General features: G+C 61.3%; 19 protein-coding genes. 17 read left to right on the forward strand and 2 right to left on the reverse strand.

Annotation, left to right across the window (positions count from 1 at the left end):
• Positions 1-138: 138 nt before the first annotated feature.
• From SPHV1_RS04805 to SPHV1_RS04880, 16 genes are all read left to right on the forward strand, one after another.
• Positions 139-486: a helix-turn-helix domain-containing protein gene (locus SPHV1_RS04805; RefSeq protein WP_054944909.1), complete on the forward strand. Its 348-nt coding sequence runs from the start codon at positions 139-141 to the stop codon at positions 484-486.
• Positions 483-1,058, forward strand: coding sequence for a TMEM175 family protein (locus SPHV1_RS04810; RefSeq protein WP_054944910.1), 576 nt, complete (start codon positions 483-485; stop codon positions 1,056-1,058). Before SPHV1_RS04805 ends, SPHV1_RS04810 begins: the two co-directional genes overlap by 4 nt.
• Positions 1,059-1,213: 155 nt before the next feature.
• Entirely contained in the window at positions 1,214-1,798 is a 585-nt protein-coding gene (locus SPHV1_RS04815; RefSeq protein ID WP_054944911.1) for a hypothetical protein, read from the forward strand.
• A gap of 50 nt (positions 1,799-1,848) precedes the next feature.
• Complete coding sequence (locus tag SPHV1_RS04820) at positions 1,849-2,511, forward strand: response regulator transcription factor (RefSeq protein WP_054944912.1); 663 nt, start codon at positions 1,849-1,851, stop codon at positions 2,509-2,511.
• Positions 2,512-2,796: 285 nt separating this feature from the next.
• Complete coding sequence (locus SPHV1_RS04825) at positions 2,797-3,456, forward strand: hydrolase (RefSeq protein WP_054944955.1); 660 nt, start codon at positions 2,797-2,799, stop codon at positions 3,454-3,456.
• A gap of 99 nt (positions 3,457-3,555) precedes the next feature.
• Positions 3,556-4,392: an alpha/beta fold hydrolase gene (locus tag SPHV1_RS04830; protein WP_054944913.1), complete on the forward strand. Its 837-nt coding sequence runs from the start codon at positions 3,556-3,558 to the stop codon at positions 4,390-4,392.
• Between the two features lie 108 nt (positions 4,393-4,500).
• Positions 4,501-4,755: a DUF1427 family protein gene (locus SPHV1_RS04835; RefSeq protein WP_054944914.1), complete on the forward strand. Its 255-nt coding sequence runs from the start codon at positions 4,501-4,503 to the stop codon at positions 4,753-4,755.
• A 95-nt stretch (positions 4,756-4,850) separates the two neighbouring features.
• Positions 4,851-6,707 (forward strand): amidohydrolase, encoded by a 1,857-nt coding sequence (locus SPHV1_RS04840; RefSeq protein WP_054944915.1) that lies wholly within the window; start codon positions 4,851-4,853, stop codon positions 6,705-6,707.
• A gap of 160 nt (positions 6,708-6,867) precedes the next feature.
• Complete coding sequence (locus tag SPHV1_RS04845; RefSeq protein WP_054944916.1) at positions 6,868-7,761, forward strand: hypothetical protein; 894 nt, start codon at positions 6,868-6,870, stop codon at positions 7,759-7,761.
• 5 nt (positions 7,762-7,766) lie between these two features.
• On the forward strand, positions 7,767-8,195 hold the full coding sequence (locus SPHV1_RS04850) for a DoxX family protein (protein ID WP_054944917.1): 429 nt from the start codon (positions 7,767-7,769) through the stop codon (positions 8,193-8,195).
• Positions 8,188-9,558 carry an alginate export family protein gene (locus tag SPHV1_RS04855; RefSeq protein ID WP_054944918.1) on the forward strand — a complete coding sequence of 457 codons (1,371 nt, stop codon included), beginning with the start codon at positions 8,188-8,190 and terminating at the stop codon, positions 9,556-9,558. Before SPHV1_RS04850 ends, SPHV1_RS04855 begins: the two co-directional genes overlap by 8 nt.
• 33 nt (positions 9,559-9,591) lie before the next feature.
• The gene (locus SPHV1_RS04860) at positions 9,592-10,305 is read left to right on the forward strand and encodes a YoaK family protein (protein WP_054944919.1); all 714 of its coding nucleotides are present in this window, start codon (positions 9,592-9,594) and stop codon (positions 10,303-10,305) included.
• 57 nt (positions 10,306-10,362) lie between these two features.
• On the forward strand, positions 10,363-12,546 hold the full coding sequence (gene katG / locus SPHV1_RS04865; RefSeq protein ID WP_054944920.1) for a catalase/peroxidase HPI: 2,184 nt from the start codon (positions 10,363-10,365) through the stop codon (positions 12,544-12,546).
• Between the two features lie 170 nt (positions 12,547-12,716).
• Complete coding sequence (locus SPHV1_RS04870; RefSeq protein ID WP_231634526.1) at positions 12,717-13,652, forward strand: LysR family transcriptional regulator; 936 nt, start codon at positions 12,717-12,719, stop codon at positions 13,650-13,652.
• Positions 13,653-13,766: 114 nt separating this feature from the next.
• Positions 13,767-14,891 carry an alkene reductase gene (locus tag SPHV1_RS04875; protein ID WP_054944922.1) on the forward strand — a complete coding sequence of 375 codons (1,125 nt, stop codon included), beginning with the start codon at positions 13,767-13,769 and terminating at the stop codon, positions 14,889-14,891.
• Positions 14,888-16,060, forward strand: coding sequence for an MFS transporter (locus SPHV1_RS04880; protein WP_369817871.1), 1,173 nt, complete (start codon positions 14,888-14,890; stop codon positions 16,058-16,060). The genes SPHV1_RS04875 and SPHV1_RS04880 overlap by 4 nt, the downstream gene beginning before the upstream one ends.
• A 235-nt stretch (positions 16,061-16,295) precedes the next feature.
• Here the strand turns inward: SPHV1_RS04880 and SPHV1_RS25390 are convergent, their stop codons facing one another.
• Both SPHV1_RS25390 and SPHV1_RS04890 read right to left on the reverse strand, forming a co-directional pair.
• Positions 16,296-16,490, reverse strand: a complete 195-nt coding sequence (locus SPHV1_RS25390; RefSeq protein ID WP_197277645.1) for a hypothetical protein — start codon at positions 16,488-16,490, stop codon at positions 16,296-16,298.
• Between the two features lie 227 nt (positions 16,491-16,717).
• Entirely contained in the window at positions 16,718-17,503 is a 786-nt protein-coding gene (locus SPHV1_RS04890; RefSeq protein ID WP_054944925.1) for an SDR family NAD(P)-dependent oxidoreductase, read from the reverse strand.
• A 110-nt stretch (positions 17,504-17,613) separates the two neighbouring features.
• On the opposite strand from SPHV1_RS04890, the gene SPHV1_RS04895 reads away from it, so the two are divergent.
• Entirely contained in the window at positions 17,614-18,510 is an 897-nt protein-coding gene (locus tag SPHV1_RS04895; protein WP_054944926.1) for a LysR family transcriptional regulator, read from the forward strand.
• Positions 18,511-18,540 lie beyond the last annotated feature (30 nt).

The raw sequence follows: 18,540 nt of genomic DNA on the forward strand, positions 1-18,540 counted from the left end.
GGTAACAATCGGGCCGTTACCGACAATCTTGGTCGGCTTATTAGACAAACAAGCGTCAGAAGCACCGCTGAGCTCACCCTCTTGCCCAGTCAACCGGCACACGAACCGCCTCCGACCGGCGGCCTTGCTGCCTGGCAGATGCACAAAGTTATCGGTCATGTCTCCAGAAACCTCGCCGGAAACATCAGAACCGAGGAACTTGCCAATGAAGTGAACCTCAGCACGGGCCATTTTTTTCGCGCCTTCAAGGCTACAATGGGTGAAACCCCACACAGTTTCGTCGTGCGCCAAAGAGTTCGGCGCGCCCAGCAGATGATGCTGGAAACCGGCGATACGCTCTCTGAGATCGCGAGTGCATGCGGCCTGACGGACCAGGCCCATCTCACACGCCTTTTCAAGCGGATGGTCGGTACCACGCCGCTTGTGTGGCGGCGTCGCTGGCAAGATGACGGCGCGGCTGACCTCGCTTGCGGAGCCCGAGCGTGAACGCCCGTCGGCTGGAAGCACTTACGGATGGAGTGATCGCGATTGTGATCACTATCATGGTTCTGGAATTGCATGTGCCAGCAGGCAGTGCGCTGGCAGACGTTGGACAGGCATTGCCGCTGCTGGTCGCTTATGCCTTGAGCTTCGTCAACGTGGGGCTCTACTGGAACAATCATCACCATCTCTTCCAACTCGACCCACGTGTCGACGGACGAGTGCTGTGGGCAAATCTGTTCCTCCTATTCTGGTTAAGCCTCGTGCCTTTCGTCATCCGTTGGCTGGACGCGAGCGCCTATTCGGTTGGCGCAACCGCCGCATACGGCATCGTGCTGGGTGGGGCCGCAATTGGGTTTTTCCTTACGGAGCGAGCCATTATCGCCTGCAATGGACCCCAATCGAAACTCGCCCTCGCCATCGGCCGGGACCACAAGGGATGGGGCACCCTGGCGATCTATGCTGCGGCGGTCCCACTTAGCTTCGTCAGCCGTTGGATTGCGCTCGCGCTCTATATCCTGGTGATAGCCCTCTGGCTGGTGCCCGACCGGCGGCTTTCGCGATTGGCGCGCCCATAGGGCCTGCCAGTCGCCAGCGGCCGTTTAGGGCAATCCTGTCCAACTTGTGTCAGTCCCCTCCACGACCCGGCCCATTGATGGCCCTATTGTCCACCGTGCGTTGATGGGCAGGCCAGCCCGGTCGATACGAACGTCGGCGCAGAGAGAAGCCGGGAATGGACAAGAAGGAAGCCGACGAGTTAGGCACTTATCGCGCGGTGCACCTCACCACCCGTCCGATAGATGCCTTACTCACCGACGTTGAACTGTTGATTGTGGGCATGCCAGCAGCTCCGGACACGACGGATGAAATCACCGCGCGACTGGATGATGCGCTCAGAAGCACACTGGCACAATTGCGCGACGGAGGCCTTTTCCTCGGGCGCTTCGGAGAGACGCTTGTTCTCGATCGGTTGCCGCCACCTTATATGGCCTGTTCACTTCTTGTCATTGGGATGGGCGAAATCTCCCGGCTCGATGCACCTGCCATGGGAATTCTGAGCGAATTGGCCATGCGATCGGCTTTGAAACTTGGACGGTGCGCGGTCGGATACATGGTCAAGCCGCCAATGCTTAATCCTCTGCCTGACAATGTCGCGCTGATCGCCCGTGAAGTCATGGCAGGGGTGCTGCGAGCGATCGAGGCCCATCCAGCGATCATGCGCTGCGCTGTGCTGGAATGGATCGTCGACGACTACCATGTACATTCAGAGATCGCCAAGGCGGCTATGCGGCGGGAATTGGCCGAATGGAAAGGATGACCTGCATCTCGGTAATGGACTTCAGAATTCGATGCATCTAGTTCCCGATCATGCCCCCCAGTTCGTACACCACTCCATGCCGGACTGACCTGTCAGCGCCAATCCGGATTCTACTGGTTGATGACCACGTACTGTTCCGAGAAGGTGTGCGAGCTGTCCTTTCGACGCAGGAAGACATGCAGGTCGTGGGCGAGGCGGACGATGGCGCAGGTGCGATCGCCGAATACGCCCGACTACGCCCCGACATCGTGCTCATGGATCTCCAAATGGCGGAAATTCAGGGCCTGGAGGCAATTTCCGCAATCCGGGAAAGTGATCCCGATGCACGCATCATCGTTCTCACGACCTACTCAGGCGATTCGCGCGCGATCAAGGCCTTGCGTGCTGGTGCAGTAGGTTATCTGCTCAAGGCCAGTCTGCGCAAGCAATTGCTCGACGCCGTCCGCTCAGTCCATCTCGGCGGCAAACACCTTGATGCTTCGGTCGCCACCTCCATCGCCATGCATGTCCTCGACGATCCGTTGATCGAACGAGAGATTGAAGTGTTGAGCCTGGCCTCCAAGGGCAATTCGAATCGCCAGGTGGCGAGCCGTTTGCGTCTTTCGGAGGAAACCGTGAAAGGGCACATGAAGTCGATCTTTTCAAAACTCGACGCCGCAGACCGAACACATGCAGTAACCATTGCGATCAAGCGTGGCCTGATCGAGATTTAGGCAAAGCCGAACAGTTCCCCGTCGCGTAGCCGAACCCGGCGAGTCTGCGACCGAAACGTCATAAAGCCATCAGCCTTATCCAATACACTGCGATCCTCGGGGCCTATCATGCCGCCCGTCAGGACGTCATCGGGCCTGCGCAAACGGCGTTGCGCCCGTGCGCTACGCCTACATTTCAATTTCATAGAACATTTTGCCACATTTTATCCATGTAGTTCGAACATCTCACTCCGCATAAGTTGCATCCACCGGCAGCGCGACGCGCTCCACATGCAAGGAACGACCATGACAATTACCGCCACCGCAACCCCCGGAAAGTCCCTCATTTCGCCCTCCAACCATATGTTGGTCCTGATAGACTTTCAGTCGCAAATGAGCTTTGCGACCAAATCAATCGCTCCCGAACTGCTGCGCAATAACGCAGCGCTGATCTCGCGCGGAGCCAAGTCATTCGACGTTCCCACCATTCTTACCACGGTTGCTGAAAAGAGCTTCTCGGGCCCGATGTTCGACGAGATCGTCGATGCCTTCGAAGGTCAGCCCATGCTCGACCGGACCTCGATGAACACCTGGGAGGACGAAGCTGTCATTGGCGAAGTCAATCGCATCGGTAAGTCGCGCGTTGTTTTCGCCGGCCTGTGGACCTCGGTCTGCATCGTTGGCCCCGTTGCTTCGGCCATTGACCAAGGTTTCGAAGCCTATGTGATCACCGACGCTTGCGGCGACATTTCGGAAGAAGCACACGAGCGCGCGGTGCAGCGGATGATCCAGTTGGGTGCCGTGCCGATGACCTCGCTCCAGTACCTTCTGGAACTGCAGCGCGACTGGGCCCGCACCGAAACCTACGACAGCACCACCGGCATTGCCCGCAAGTGGGGCGGCGCCTACGGCATCGGCATCAACTACGCCAAGACCATGTTCGGCGCGTCCGAAGGCGGACACTGACCTCAGTTCGGGACCGGCGACCGATCCCCCCACCCGGCCCTCGTCGAAGGCCACCGGTCCCACCCCCTCTCCCCTGACTTTCACGCAAGGATCAGCAACATGGCCTATGTAACCACTGAAGACGGTACTGAGATCTTTTACAAGGACTGGGGCCCGAAGGACGCCCAACCCATCGTTTTCCATCACGGTTGGCCTCTGTCATCGGACGATTGGGATGCGCAGATGTTGTTCTTCCTTGCTGAAGGATACCGCGTCGTCGCACATGACCGGCGTGGCCACGGTCGCTCGGCGCAAGTCAGCGAGGGGCATGACATGACCCACTACGCCGCGGATGCTGCCGCGGTAATGGACCACCTCGATCTCAGGAACGCGGTCCACATCGGCCACTCAACCGGCGGCGGCGAAGTGGCTGCCTATGTCGCCCGCTTCGGCATCCCCCGGGGCCGCGTCGCCAAGGCCGTGCTGGTCAGCGCCGTGCCACCGATCATGCTGCAAACCGAAGCCTATCCCGATGGTCTTCCGATCGAGGTCTTCGATGGGCTGCGCGCCGGCCTTACCGCCAACCGCGCGCAGTTCTTCCGCGACGTTGCCGCCGGGCCCTTCTACGGCTTCAACCGCGAGGGCGCCGATGTGAAGAGCGCCGTCATCGACAACTGGTGGCGCCAGGGCATGATGGGCAGCGCCAAGGCCCACTACGACGGGATCAAGGCCTTCTCGGAAACCGACCAGACAGACGACCTGAAGGCGATGTCCGTCCCTACGCTCGTCCTGCATGGCGATGACGACCAGGTCGTGCCTTACAGGAACGCTGGCGTACTGCAGGCCGAAATCCTGCCGAACGCCACGCTCAAGATCTACGAGGGCTTCTCGCACGGCATGCTCACCGTGAACGCCGAGACCATCAATCCCGATCTGCTCGCCTTCGTAAAGGCCTGATCCGAACGCCTTCCCTCCGGCTTTTCCCGGCATTTGCGCGCCCCCCGTGCGCACTTGCCGGGAACAAGGGACACCCGGAGCGAAGAACGCACGCCGAGGAGACCACACATGAAAGCCTACCTTCTCTCCATCGCCGCCGGGTTGCTGGTTGGCGTCGTCTACAGTCTCCTTGGCGTGCGTTCGCCTGCGCCACCGATGATCGCCCTTTTGGGACTGCTGGGCATCCTGCTCGGCGAGCAGATCATTCCATTGGCGAGCCGGATCATGACAAAGAAAGACGTAGCGGAATTCGTCATGACCGATTGTCGCGAACATGTACTCGGTCGGCTGCCGGGCGACGACACAGACGAACGCGAGGCATGATAACCCGCCGCCACACATTACTGGGAGCCGCTGCTGCGTCGCTTCTGCCCACAACCCTCGCGGCCCGAACGGGTCGAAGCAAGGACGAAATTCGCATGTCCCAACCCGCCGACACGATCATCATCAACGCGAAGGTTTCGACCCTGGATCGCGAAAACCCTGTGGCCGAAGCGGTGGCGATCCGCAACGGTAAGTTCCTCGCGGTGGGCAGCGAACAGGAAGCGCGCGAGGCTGCCGCACCCGGCGCAATCGTGATCGATGCCAAGGGCCGCCGCCTGATCCCTGGCCTGATCGACAGCCACATGCATATCATCCGAGGTGGCCTCAATTTCAACATGGAACTGCGCTGGGATGGCGTAACATCGCTGGCAGAGGCGATGGCGATGCTGAAGCAGCAGGTCGACAATACCCCCGCGCCGCAATGGGTCCGCGTCGTCGGCGGCTTTACCGAACATCAGTTTGCTGAAAAGCGCCTGCCGACGATCGATGAACTGAACGCCGTCGCTCCCGATACGCCGGTCTTCATCCTGCACCTCTACGACCGCGCGCTGCTCAACGCCGCAGCGCTGCGCGTCGTCGGCTACACCAAGGACACGCCGAACCCGCCGGGCGGTGAGATCGTGCGCGATGCCGCCGGCAATCCCACCGGCCTGCTGCTAGCTCAACCAAACGCGACGATCCTCTATTCGACGCTGGCCAAGGGCCCCAAGCTGCCGCAGGACTACCAGCTCAATTCCACCCGCCACTTCATGCGCGAAGTCAACGCGCTGGGTGTGACGGGAGTGATCGATGCGGGCGGCGGTTTCCAGAATTATCCCGACGATTACGAAATCATCGAAAAGCTCCACGCCGAAGATCAGCTGACCGTGCGGATCAGCTACAACCTCTTCACGCAGAAGCCGAAGGAGGAACTCGCGGATTTCTCGGGTTGGGTGAAGCAAGTCAGCCCCGGACAGGGCGACGACACCTATCGTCACAACGGCGCGGGCGAGATGCTGGTCTATTCTGCCGCCGATTTCGAGGACTTTCGCGTCGAGCGCCCCGACATGCCGCCAAGCATGGAAGGCGATCTGGAACCCGTCATCCGCCTGCTCGCCGAGCACCGCTGGCCCTGGCGGCTTCACGCCACTTATGACGAGACGATCGGCCGCGCGCTCGATGTCTACGAGAAGGTCAACCGTGACATCCCGCTCGAAGGCATCAACTGGTTCTTCGACCACGCCGAGACGATTTCCGACCGCAATATCGACCGCATCGCCGCGCTCGGCGGTGGCATAGCCGTGCAGCACCGCATGGCCTATCAGGGCGAATACTTTGTCGAGCGCTATGGCGCCAAGGCCGCCGAACGCACGCCGCCGATCTCCAGGATGCTTTCTGCCGGCATTCCGGTGGGCGCGGGTACCGACGCCACCCGCGTCGCCAGCTATAACCCGTGGGTCTCGCTTTCGTGGCTGGTCTCTGGCCGCACGGTTGGCGGCATGCGCCTCTACCCGAACGCCAATCGCGTCAGCCGCGAGAAGGCGCTGGCCATGTGGACGCACGAAAACACCTGGTTCTCGAACGAAGTGGGCAAGAAGGGCCAGATCAAGGCGGGTCAACTGGCCGACCTCGCGCTACTGTCGGACGACTACTTCGCGGTGCCCGAGCACGACATCGTCCACATCCGCTCGGTGCTGACCGTGCTCGGCGGCAAGGTTGTGCATGGCGAGGGCGACTACCGCCCGCTCGCCCCCGAACTGCCCCGCCCGATGCCCGACTGGTCGCCGGTCGCGACCTTCGGCGGCTATTACCAGACGCCCGAAGCCAAGCAGAAGCTGGCCTCTGCCTGCGGCTGCGCCAGCGCCTGCGGTGTTCACGGCCACGACCATGCAGCAGCGCTCGGCGCCAATGTTCCCGCTGCCGATGTCCAGACCTTCTGGGGATCGCTTGGCTGCGGCTGCTGGGCGGTCTGATCACATGTGGCCCCTCCCGGCGAGGAGGGGCCGCTTCATCTCTGTTATTTCGAGAATATCAGTCGACTTTATCCAGATCGATAGCCCCGCAAGCACCGCCTGGCCAGGTCTTGCCCCAACGACTGCGCGGCATCGCCCTCCCCTCACCGGAGCCACAGACATGAAACGCTTCACTCTGATCATCGCGACCGCCATTCTGGTCGCGAATCCTGCCCTTGCACCTGTGTTCGCCACCGAAAAGGCCTCGGCTGACTATGCGGTAGGCGCGCAATACGACACCACCCACGTCTACGTGCCACAGGATCAGTTCGACACGTTCGTTACCAGCTTCGTCGCAACTTTCGGCGGCACTACCAGCAAACAGGGCCAATTTCAGGTGACGCCGACCAAGAGCCTCACCAAGTCGCAACTGGTGCTGACCCCGGCGGGCACCGTTTCAGTCTTCGGCTTCAGGACGCCGATCCCCTACCCCTTCGGCGATGAACGCACCGGCTATCTGGTCACCGACCTGGATACCGCCGTGAAATCCGCAGTAAGCCATGGCGCAGTGCGTCGTCTGGCAACTTTCCCCGATCCGATCGGCCGGGATTCCGTGATACAGTGGCCGGGCGGCGTAAACATGCAGCTTTACTGGCACAACACAAAGCCCAGCTACGCCCCGCTTCAAAACGTACCCGAAAACCGCATCTATCTGACCGCCGATGCGGCCGACAGCTTCATCAGGAGCTGGACCGGCTTCGCTCACGGCAAAATCGTCTCCGATGACAAGGCTGCTCAGGGAGCGGAAATCGGGCAAGCCGGCAAGACCATTCGCCGGGTCGAAATAAGGAGCGGCTATGGCGACATGGTCGTCTTCGTCTCTGACGGGCATTTGCCCTGGCCGTATGGCCGCGACATGACCGGTTATGTCGTCAGCAATCTCGCTGACACGCTGGCCAAGGCGAGTGCAGCGGGCGTAGAAACACTGGTTGCGCCATTCTCCGTCGGCCATCGCGAAAGTGCAATCGTGCGCTTCCCCGGTGGCTACATCGCTGAAATCCATCAGAAGAACTGATCGTGATGGACACGACGCGCGATCCCCGTTTCGTTGACGCCATTCTCAACTGGCGCCCGACCTGGTTCTTGGCCAGGCTGGCGCTGGTCTGTGCCTATCTTGTGGGCGGACTGGTCAAACTGGCAGACTTCTCCTCCGCTGTCGCCGAACAGGCGCACTTCGGGATGAGCCCACCTGCCTTGTGGGCCGCACTAACCATCGCGGTGGAACTTGTCGGGTCGCTCCTCATCCTCTCGGGGCGGCTCGTCTGGCTCGGGGCAGGCATGCTCGGCGTTTTCACAATTCTGGCGGCGATCACCGCCAATGCTTTCTGGTCGATGCCGGCAGGGCCGGAACGCTTTGCCGCCACAAACGCCTTCTTCGAGCATCTCGGCCTGATCGGCGGGTTCGTCATGGCGGCCCTGGTTGCCGAACTGGAACACCGCCGTGTATAAAGCGGCGCTCCTGGGCAGCGTAATCGGTGCGATTTTCGCATCGAGCACGGCCCAGGCCGATCCGCACGAAGCGTGGCAAGCCCCTACCCTAACCATTACGCGTGCCGATGAAGACTGGTCGGACCTGTCCGACGCGGAAAAGCGCGGCCACCACTGGACCGGCTCCTTCAAGTACGTTCCTCTTGGCGCCAATGGCGAGGTCTGGCTTTCGACCGGGATCGAACTGCGGGCACGTACGGAAGGATACGACAACAACGCGTGGGGCAGCGCACCGGCGCCGGACGACAGCTACGTCTGGTTTCGCGCCCTGCCCTATGCCGATCTCCATGTCGGCAAATTGCGCGCCTTCATCCAGCCGATCGCCACGACTTCAGTCAGCGTCGCGCCGAGACCGGGGCCGATCGACGAGACCGGGATCGACCTGCTGCAAGGCTTCGTCGAGGCAGACTTCGGCCCCGTAACCGTGCGCGGCGGACGACAAATGCTTTCACTTGGCACCGAGCGGCTGATCGGCACACGCTATGGCCCCAACGTACCGCTCGCCTTTGACGGCCTACGCGCCAACCTGGCGCTCGGCATGGCCAAGGTAAACTTGCTGGCGGTAAGGCCCGTGCAAGCCCGCGAGGGCGACTTCAATGACCGCCCCTCGCACGACAAGTCGCTATGGGGCGCCTATGCCGTTCTGCCCGAGCTAGATCTCTATTATTTGGGCTATCGCAACGATGGTGCCCACTGGGGCGACCGCAAGGGCAGTGAAACCCGCCACAGTCTGGGCGTCCGCTGGCACAACACGCAGGACGGCTGGCACTGGAACATCGAAGGCGTCTACCAGTTCGGACGCTTCGCCGGCGGCCCCATCTCCGCATGGACGGTGGGAAGCGAGATCGGCCGCAGTTTTCCCACCTTGCCAATGGAGCCCGACCTCACGCTGCGTGCCAACCTCGTCAGCGGCGACGGCAATACCAGCGATGACCGCCTCGGCACATTCAATGCGCTGTTTCCCAAGGGCAAATATTTCGGCGAACTTTCACCGATCGGTCCTTACAATCTGGTCAACGTTCACCCCTCGCTCGGCCTCAGGCTTTCCCCAAAAGTTTCCGCCAGCCTCGCAGGGGCAGCCTATTGGCGTTACTCGACGGCGGACGGCATTTACGATATTCCCGGGAACCTGGTTCGCGCCGCCGGCGGTACCCGCGCGCGTTTCATCGGAACCCTTATCGAAGGCGCAGTCTCATGGCAGGCCACTTCCGAACTTGAACTGTCTGCCTCCGTTTCAACCTTTTCCGCAGGGCCTTTCATCCGCGCAACGGGGAGCGCTCGCCCCATTCGCATGCTTGGCCTGGAGAGCAATTTCCGCTTCTGAGCCCCCTTTCGCCGTTCCGCGCTGGAGAATCCCATGGCCCCGCCCCAACCCGCCTCTCCCTCACCCTCGTCCTCGAATGCCCTGCCCCGTTTGCTGCTATTGCTTTCCGCAACGACTGGCCTCGTTGATGCAGCCTCCGTCCTTGGCCTGGGGAAGGTCTTCACCGCGAATATGACAGGCAATGTCGTGTTTCTGGGTTTCGCAGCTGCCGGGACGAGCGGGTTTCGGTTCGGGCCAGCGCTTCTGGCTCTGGCTGCCTTCATGACCGGAGCCTGGGGGGCCGGGAAACTGGGCCGGGTTCAATCCGCCAGGCCGCTGGGCCAGTGGTTAATCCGCGCGGCAATCACCGAAGCGACGCTCCTGTGGGCAGCAGCTCTGGTCGCTCTGACTATCGATGTCGAGGCTCAGGCGCCGGAACCGGCCGTGCTTACGGTGATCGCCCTGACGGGATTTGCCATGGGGCTGAGGAACGCGACGGTCCGGCAGCTCAAGGTGCCGGACCTGACGACAACCGTCCTAACCCTCACCATAACGGGCATCGCCGCGGACCAGACCGGCCGCAGCACGCCCAACTTCCCGAGGCGCTTCGGCGCAGTACTGGCGATTTTCGCCGGTGCGGCCATCGGGGCGCTGCTTCTGCGAACCGGGGGACTGGCCTGCCCGCTCGCCTTGGCCGGCCTGATAGTGCTGGGCGCGACGATAGCCTTCCTGCGCTCCCCCGCCGCAGCCGCCCCGCACGGCCAATGAGACTTCGATCGCACCCCAGTCAAAAACTCAATACCACTCCGCAGGACCTTAACCGACATGACCAACGAGAACCAATGCCCCTTCAGCGCCACCCCCACGCGAACGCTCACCGGAAGAAGCAACCGCGACTGGTGGCCTAAGCAGCTCGATCTCTCGATCCTTGCCCAGGCTGGCAAGAGCACCAGCCCGATGAGTGCGGAATTCGATTATGCGGCCGAATTCAAGTCGCTGGACCTTGCAGGTGTGAAATCGGACCTTGCCGACCTGATGACCGACAGCCAGTCTTGGTGGCCGGCGGACTATGGACATTATGGCCCGTTCTTCATCCGCATGGCATGGCACTCTGCTGGGACATATCGCTCCGGTGACGGACGCGGCGGCGCCGGGGCCGGACAGCAGCGCTTTGCTCCACTCAATTCCTGGCCCGACAACGGCAATCTCGACAAGGCGCGTCGATTGCTCTGGCCGATCAAGGCAAAGTACGGCGCGAAATTGTCCTGGGCGGATCTCATGATCCTCGCCGGCAACGTCGCGATCGAATCGATGGGCGGGCCCATCTTCGGTTTCGGCGGCGGGCGCGAGGACGTCTATGCGCCGCAAACCGACGTCTATTGGGGCACCGAAGAGCAATGGGTCGGGCAAGGCGCCAAAACCCGCATCCAGCCGGAAAAGCAGATGGACCTCGAGAACCCGCTGGCTTCGATCCAGATGGGGCTGATTTACGTCAACCCGGAAGGTCCGGGAGGCAACAGCGATCCGGTGGGTTCCGCGCGCGATGTGCGCGAGACTTTCGCCCGTATGGGCATGAACGACGAGGAGACCGTCGCTCTGACCGCAGGCGGTCACACGTTCGGCAAGACCCATGGCGGCGGCGATGCCTCAAAAGTCGGTCCCGAGCCGGAAGGCGCGGACATTGCGCAAATGGGCCTTGGCTGGATCTCCACCCATGGTACCGGCATGGGCGATGATGCGATCACTTCCGGTCTGGAAGGATCGTGGACGCCCACGCCCATCACTTGGGACATGAGCTATTTCGATATGCTCCTCGACCACGAATACGAGATCGTCACCAGCCCGGCTGGCGCCCACCAGTGGCAGCCGGTCGGCAATCCGGACGAGACGCTGGCTCCAGGCGCACATAGCCCGGAGCGACGTGTTCCTACCATGATGACCACCGCCGACATGGCGATGAAGATCGACCCTGAATATCGCCGTATCATGGAAGAATTCCGGGCAGACCCGGCAAGGTTCGCCGATGCATTTGCCCGGGCCTGGTTCAAGCTCACCCACCGCGACATGGGGCCCAAGGCGCGCTATCTTGGTGCGGAAGTGCCGACTGAGGACCTTCTATGGCAGGATCCGCTTCCCGCTGCCGCCTTTGCGCCGCTGGACCATTCAGATATCGTCACCCTCAAAGGCATGATCGCGGCAAGCGGTCTTTCCGTCGCCGACCTTGTCCGCACCGCCTGGGCATCAGCCTCCACCCACCGCGTGTCGGATCATCGCGGCGGTGCGAACGGTGCCCGCATCCGGCTTGCTCCCCAAAACAGCTGGGCAGCCAACGAACCTTCGAAACTCGCACACGTCCTTGCCATTTACGAGGATATTGCCGCTGACTTCGGGCGCGTTTCGATGGCGGACCTCATCGTTCTGGGGGGTGGTGTCGGCATCGAATTGGCCGCTAAGGCTGCCGGCCGCGATCTGGAGGTCCCATTTACGCCCGGACGCGTCGATGCCAGCGCAGAGCAGACCGATGCGGAGAACTTCGCATGGCTAGAACCGAAGGCTGACGGCTTCCGTAATTTTCTTGGAGCAAGCTATCCGGTTCCGACGGATGCCCTGCTGGTCGACAAATCGCAGCTTCTTGGCCTGTCCGTGCCGGAAATGACCGCACTCCTGGGAGGTCTTCGCGTCCTGGGCATCAATCATGGAGACGACCAGCGCGGCGTCCTGACCGACCGTGCAGGCACGCTATCGAACGACTTCTTCGTCAACCTGCTCGACATGGCAACGACGTGGACCAAAGTCGAGGACATCGCAGATCGCTATATCGGCATCGATCGCGCAACTGGCGCACAAAAGTGGACGGCAAGCAGAGTGGATCTGAGCTTCGGCTCGAATTCGCAGCTTCGCGCCATATGCGAAGTTTATGCCGCCAGTGACGGCGAAGAGCGTTTCCTTGCCGATTTCATCTCGGTTTGGACCAAGATCATGAACGCAGATCGCTATGACATCGCCTGACCAAGGCTGAGGGCCCTGCAGCACATTACGGGCTGCAGGGCACCTTCAAATCGCAGAATATTCGCCAACCGAATGTCATCGGCGAGCGAGTGGCGGACCGGGCACTTGTCCGCAACCTGTCTAAGATGAATGGCTCTTCGCTTTCAGGACCGCTACGAGGACACATGGACATGTTTGCGGCGATCAGGGCTTTCGTAGCGGTGGTTGACGAGGGCGGTTTCGCCCCTGCTGCAAGGCGGGTCGGGCAAGCCGCTTCTTCCTTTACCCGCCATGTCGATGCGCTCGAAGGTGAACTGGGCGTGACATTGCTCAACCGTTCCACCCGGCACGTGTCGCTCACGGATGCCGGAGAAACCTATTACGTCCGGGCGGTTGCCATCCTCGCAAGCCTGGAAGAAGCCAACCGTAGCTTGCGCGAGCGCGACGGGCCACCGCGCGGGCTTCTGCGGGTCAGTTTGCCAGCCTCCTTCGCACGAATGCATATCGCACCCTTCCTGCCGCGTTTCATGGCGGAATATCCGGAGGTCGAGCTGGAATTGCTGATGAGCGACGAAATCATCAATCTGGTTGAACGACGGATCGATATCGCCATACGCTTGGGGGCGCTGGAATCCTCCAGCCTGATCGCGCGGCGCCTGGCCCCGCATCGCCGGATCGTCTGCGCCAGCCCAGCTTATTTGCACCAATGGGGTACGCCTGCCGTGCCGGCCGATCTGGCAAGGCACGCCTGCCTCACTTTTGCCTTTGCCGACGGTGAACGGCGCTGGCGCTTCACCGATAGCGCGAAGCAGGTAGAGCAAATTCGCATCAAGGGACCGCTTCGTGCCAATCAAGCCGAAGCTCTGAAAGAAGCGGCCCTCGCGGGTTATGGTGTGGTGATGCTGCCGACATGGTTGGTGGGTGAAGAGATCGCGCAGGACAGTTTGCGGCCAATTCTGACCGAATGGCAGGCCGACATCGGCCGCCTCGGCAAGCCGCCACAAGCGAACAGTGGCATCCATGCGCTCTACCTGCCGGACCGGCGAGGATCACCCAAAGTGCGCGCCTTCGTCGATTTTCTCGCCCAGCGCTTTGGCAGCCCACCCTATTGGGATCGCGCACTCTGATCTTTGCAGAATACGCAAAAACCCTCTCGAAAATGAGCAGATTATCAAGAGATCCGAATGGGCGCAGATCCCAGGCACCCCACCGGACAACTTCGTCCCTCAGGAGTGCCCCACATGACCGACCTGTTGTTTGAACCCATTCGTCTTGGCTCGCTCGATCTGCCCAATCGGATCGTGATGGCTCCCCTCACCCGTTCCCGAGCCGCCGCCGGAAATGTGCCATCCGATCTCGCACGAGAGTATTACAGCCAGCGCGCCTCGGCCGGGCTTATCATCAGCGAAGGAACGCAAATCTCGCCGCAGGGCCAAGGCTATGCCTGGACTCCTGGCATCCATACGCAGGACCAAATCGATGGCTGGGCCAAAGTGGTTCGCAGCGTGCATGCACGTGGTGGACGCATGGTGATGCAACTCTGGCACGTGGGCCGCGTTTCGCATCCCGTGTTCCAGCCGGGTGGAGCGCGGCCCGTGGCTCCCACCGCGATGCCGGTTCCCGCCAAGGCATTCGTTCCTGGCGATGATGGCCGTGGCACTTTTGCCGATGTCCCCGAACCTCAGGAATTGACCATCACGGGCATTCAATTGATCGTTGCCGACTATGTGCGGGCTGCCCGCAATGCCATCGACGCAGGCCTGGACGGGGTCGAGATCCACGGAGCCAATGGCTATCTGCTTGATCAATTCCTCAACAGTGCCAGCAATTGGCGGTCAGACCGCTACGGTGGCTCATATCATAACCGTGCCAGGCTAACGCTGGAAGTTTTGGATGCCGTGTGCGCAGCAATAGGCAGCGACAGGGTTGGCCTGCGCTTGGCGCCCATGGGCAAAAGTTTCGGCATGAACGAAAGCGAGCCCGAAGCGCTCTTCCACTATCTTGCGGGCGAACTGGAGGGCCGCAATCTGGCCTACCTCCATCTGGTGGAACCTAGTGTGCAGGGCCGCGAAATTGCCGCCATCGATCCGCGCGCCGATGCCCTTATGCGCGACATTCGAGATATTTTTTCAGGGCCGATCATTCTGGCTGGTGGCTATACGCGCTGGAGTGCCGAACAGGCCTTGGCTGATAAGCGAGGCGATGCGATCGCCTTTGGGCGCCCTTTTATCGCCAACCCCGATCTGCCCGCACGTCTGCGCACCGACGCGCCACTCAACGAGCCGGATACCGCGACCTTTTATGGCGGGGATGCGCGCGGCTACACAGATTATCCCACACTCGCCGCGACGGAGATCGTGTCGTGACCAATTCCACCAAACCGCTCTCCGCTGCGGTGATCTATGCAATGGCAGCGGCTACGGGCCTTGCTGTCGCCAATATCTATTATAACCAACCAATGCTGGCCCTGATCCAGCAGGACCTGCCTGGAACTCTGCCCGCGTTAGTACCCACGGTCACGCAACTGGGCTATGCAATTGGTCTGTTTCTATTGGTGCCTCTTGGCGACCTTGTCGAACGGCGAGGAATGATCCTTGTCCAATTTCTTGGTTTGGCGGCGGCATCGATGATGGCTGCCGCAGCCCCGGGCGGGGCCGCACTGTTACTGGCTTCGCTGCTTGTCGGTGCGCTGGCGACTGTCGCTCAGCAGATCGTCCCGCTCGCCGCGCATATGTCGCCCGACCAAAAGCGCGGAGCGGTCATCGGCAAGGTGATGGCCGGGTTGCTGGCCGGTATCTTGCTCAGCCGCACGCTGGCAGGGATAGTGGCACAGCATGAGGGTTGGCGCAGCATGTTCTGGCTGGGCTCGCCGCTGGCTTTGGCCGCAGGCTGGCTGATGTGGAGGGTGCTGCCCGTTTCGCGACCTGAGACGGGCCCGTCCTATCCAGCGTTGCTCGGCTCTCTCTGGCACCTGTGGCGTGACTTTCCAGCCCTGCGCCGGGCGACCTTCACTCAAGGCCTGTTATTTGCTGCTTTCAGCGCCTTCTGGACCGTCCTTGCTCTTTACCTCAAGCAGTTGGGACATGGCCCACAGGTGGCGGGACTGTTCGGCGTAATTGGTGCAACAGGAATTCTGGCTGCGCCTTTGGCCGGGCATTTGGCCGACCGACGCGGGCCTCGTGCAGCGATTACTGCAGGTACGGTACTCGTCATGGCAGGCTGGGCTGTTTCGGGCAGCGCAAGCGGTATATTTGGACTGGCTCTGGGCTGCGTCCTGCTTGATTTGGCCGTACAGGGGGCACTGATCTCACACCAGCATATCGTTTATGCGCTGCGCCCCGACGCTCGCGCTCGGCTCAATACGCTCTTCATGGGCGGCATGTTTCTCGGCGGTTCATTCGGCTCAGCGTCGGCCATGGTGATCTGGCAGATTGCAGGCTGGCATGGTGTAGGACTATTGGGCGTTACGTTTGGCGGGCTGGCTCTGGCCTTGCAGGCATTCAGACGGATGGATCCCAGCACAAGGCAAGATTAAGGAGGTTTCGGCGACCGCGGCGCCAAGACAATTACTACTATCACATTGACGCGAATTCGCGGCCCAATCCAGGGATTGGTCGCCCCAGCGGCGACGAGCCGGGTGCTGCAGGAGCGAATTGGGGCTTCGCATTACCTGGTGCAGTGAGGACGCCGCAGTCCAGTCACCCAATCCCGATGCAGCACTCCGGCGCTTAACTGCTCAAGGACCGAACAGCCAATATCTGGCCATCGGATCACGGCTCACAATGCAACAAAAAGGGCCGTGTCCCGCCGATGTCCTCTGGCGTGCCAAGACATTCGGGAGGAAGCATTTTGACCATGTGGTCGATCAGCTCAGGTGGCTTGTCGTCAAGGAACTGCTCGTTGGCGGTTGACCCGAGGGCTTCGGCAACACGGAATGCCTTAGCGACAACACGAAGGCGGGGCATCGTTATCTTTCCAGATGCGGATTGCGGCGAGCGGCGCCATGTCCCGCACCGACCAACGAGGCAAAGCTCAGTCAGCCATTTACCAACGGAGAGCCGCCAGCCGGCGCCGGCGGGCACCCCGACTTTCCTCAAAACGAGCATCCCGACTTAACGCCATATGGCGCCCAGATGCGAAATGGGCAGGCCGCGCGGCTGCCGGCTCATTACCGCTATTTTGGAAATGGAGCTCAAGCAATGGTGGGAATGATACCGCCTTCGACCCGGATTGCAGCGCCATTGGTGATCGCACCCCACGGGCTCGAAAGCAGCGCGACCTGCGCCGCAATCTCGTCTGCCTCGATCAGCCTCCGAATCAACGACAACGGGCGATATTCGCGGAAGAACTCTGCCTCCCGGTCGGCTTCCGACGCGTCCTTGTTGTCCACAACCGAACGGATGAAATCGACAATGCCTTCCGAGCGCGTCGGGCCGGGCAGCACGGAATTGACGGTCACGCCTGTGCCGCGCGTCTGCTCGGCCAGGCCCCGCGCAATGGCGAGTTGCGCCGTCTTGGTCATACCGTAGTGGATCATCTCGCCGGGCACGACGAGCGCGCTCTCGCTGGCGATGAAAACGATCCTGCCCCAGTCCTTTGCCAGCATGCGCGGGAAATAATGGCGAGCGAGCCGCGCGCCGCTAATCACGTTGACCTCGAACATATGATGCCAGTCCGCGTCGGAAATCTCCGCGAAGGGCTTGGCCTCATAGATGCCCAGGTTGTTGACGAGGATATCTGCGTCCGGCGCCGCATCGATCAGTGTCGCGGCGCCTTCGGCCGTCGCGGCATCTGCCAAAATGGCTTTTACCGAACCGATCTTGGCGATGCGCTCGGCGGCAGCATCCAGCTTGTCCTGATTGCGGCCGCTGATGATGGCGGTCGCGCCTTCGGCCGCCATCCGTTCGGCGATCGCAAAGCCGATCCCTGCGGTCGATCCCGTCACCAGCGCGGTCTTGCCTTTGAGTTGCAGGTCCATCGTTTGTCACTCCGTTCATCCATCGATGGGACAGCAAATAGGCGAGAAGGCTATTGATGATTAGATATCACCTCTGCACTTTAGAAGTGCTTCAAAATCATGAGTGGGCTATGGACAATCGTTTCGGTGAGATGGAGATTTTTCTCAGTGTCGCCCAAACTGGCAGCTTTGCGGGCGCGGCGCGGATGCTGCGTGTCACGCCTTCCGCGGTCAGCCGGTCAATTGCGCGGTTGGAGGCGCGGCTCGGTGTTCAGCTCATCGCCCGCACGACCCGTGCACTGGCGTTAACTGCTGATGGTGAAACCTACCGTGACCGCGTGACGGCACTGATGGACGAGCTGAGGAATGTCGAGCACAGCTTCAGCGGTGAGGAGCACGAGGCGAGAGGGTTGCTCCGCGTCAATGCCTCCGTCCCGTTCGGCACCCATTGCCTGTTACCGATCCTGCCACGCTTTCTCAACCGTTTTCCGGCAGTGACGGTGGACCTCGCCCTGTCAGATGCATTGGTCGAGCTGGTCGCGGAACGGGCGGACATTGCGATTCGAATTGGTCCGCTGCGGGATGCGAGCCTCAAGGCGAAGAAACTCGGACGCAGCCGCATGGTCGTGGTCGCCAGTCCAGATTATCTTGCATGCCATGGCGAGCCGACAGAGCCCCGCGATCTCGATCGCCATCCCTGCCTGCGCTTCAGCTTTCGGCGCTCAGTGGACAGTTGGCCCTTCAAGATCGACGGCCGGGTCGTTTCGCGGACGGTTGATGGGCCTTTCCTGGGTAATTCCGGTGAGGTGGTGCGTCTGATGGCACTGGCGAGCGGGGGGATCGCGCGGCTCGCCCATTTCCACGTCGCCAAGGACCTTGCGTCCGGGCAGCTGTTAGAATTGCTGCCCACATTTCATCCCGGTGACGGGGAGGATATCCACGCGCTATATCTGGGCGAACAGTACCCATCCCGCACCGTTCGAGCTTTCCTCGATTTTCTAGGGAGCGAGCTGGTCCTGCCGCAGTGATAGCTAGCTGTATTGCAGGGAGGCTCAGAT

The sequence above is a fragment of the Novosphingobium sp. KN65.2 genome (assembly GCF_001368935.1).
Classification (GTDB): Bacteria; Pseudomonadota; Alphaproteobacteria; order Sphingomonadales; family Sphingomonadaceae; genus Novosphingobium; species Novosphingobium mathurense.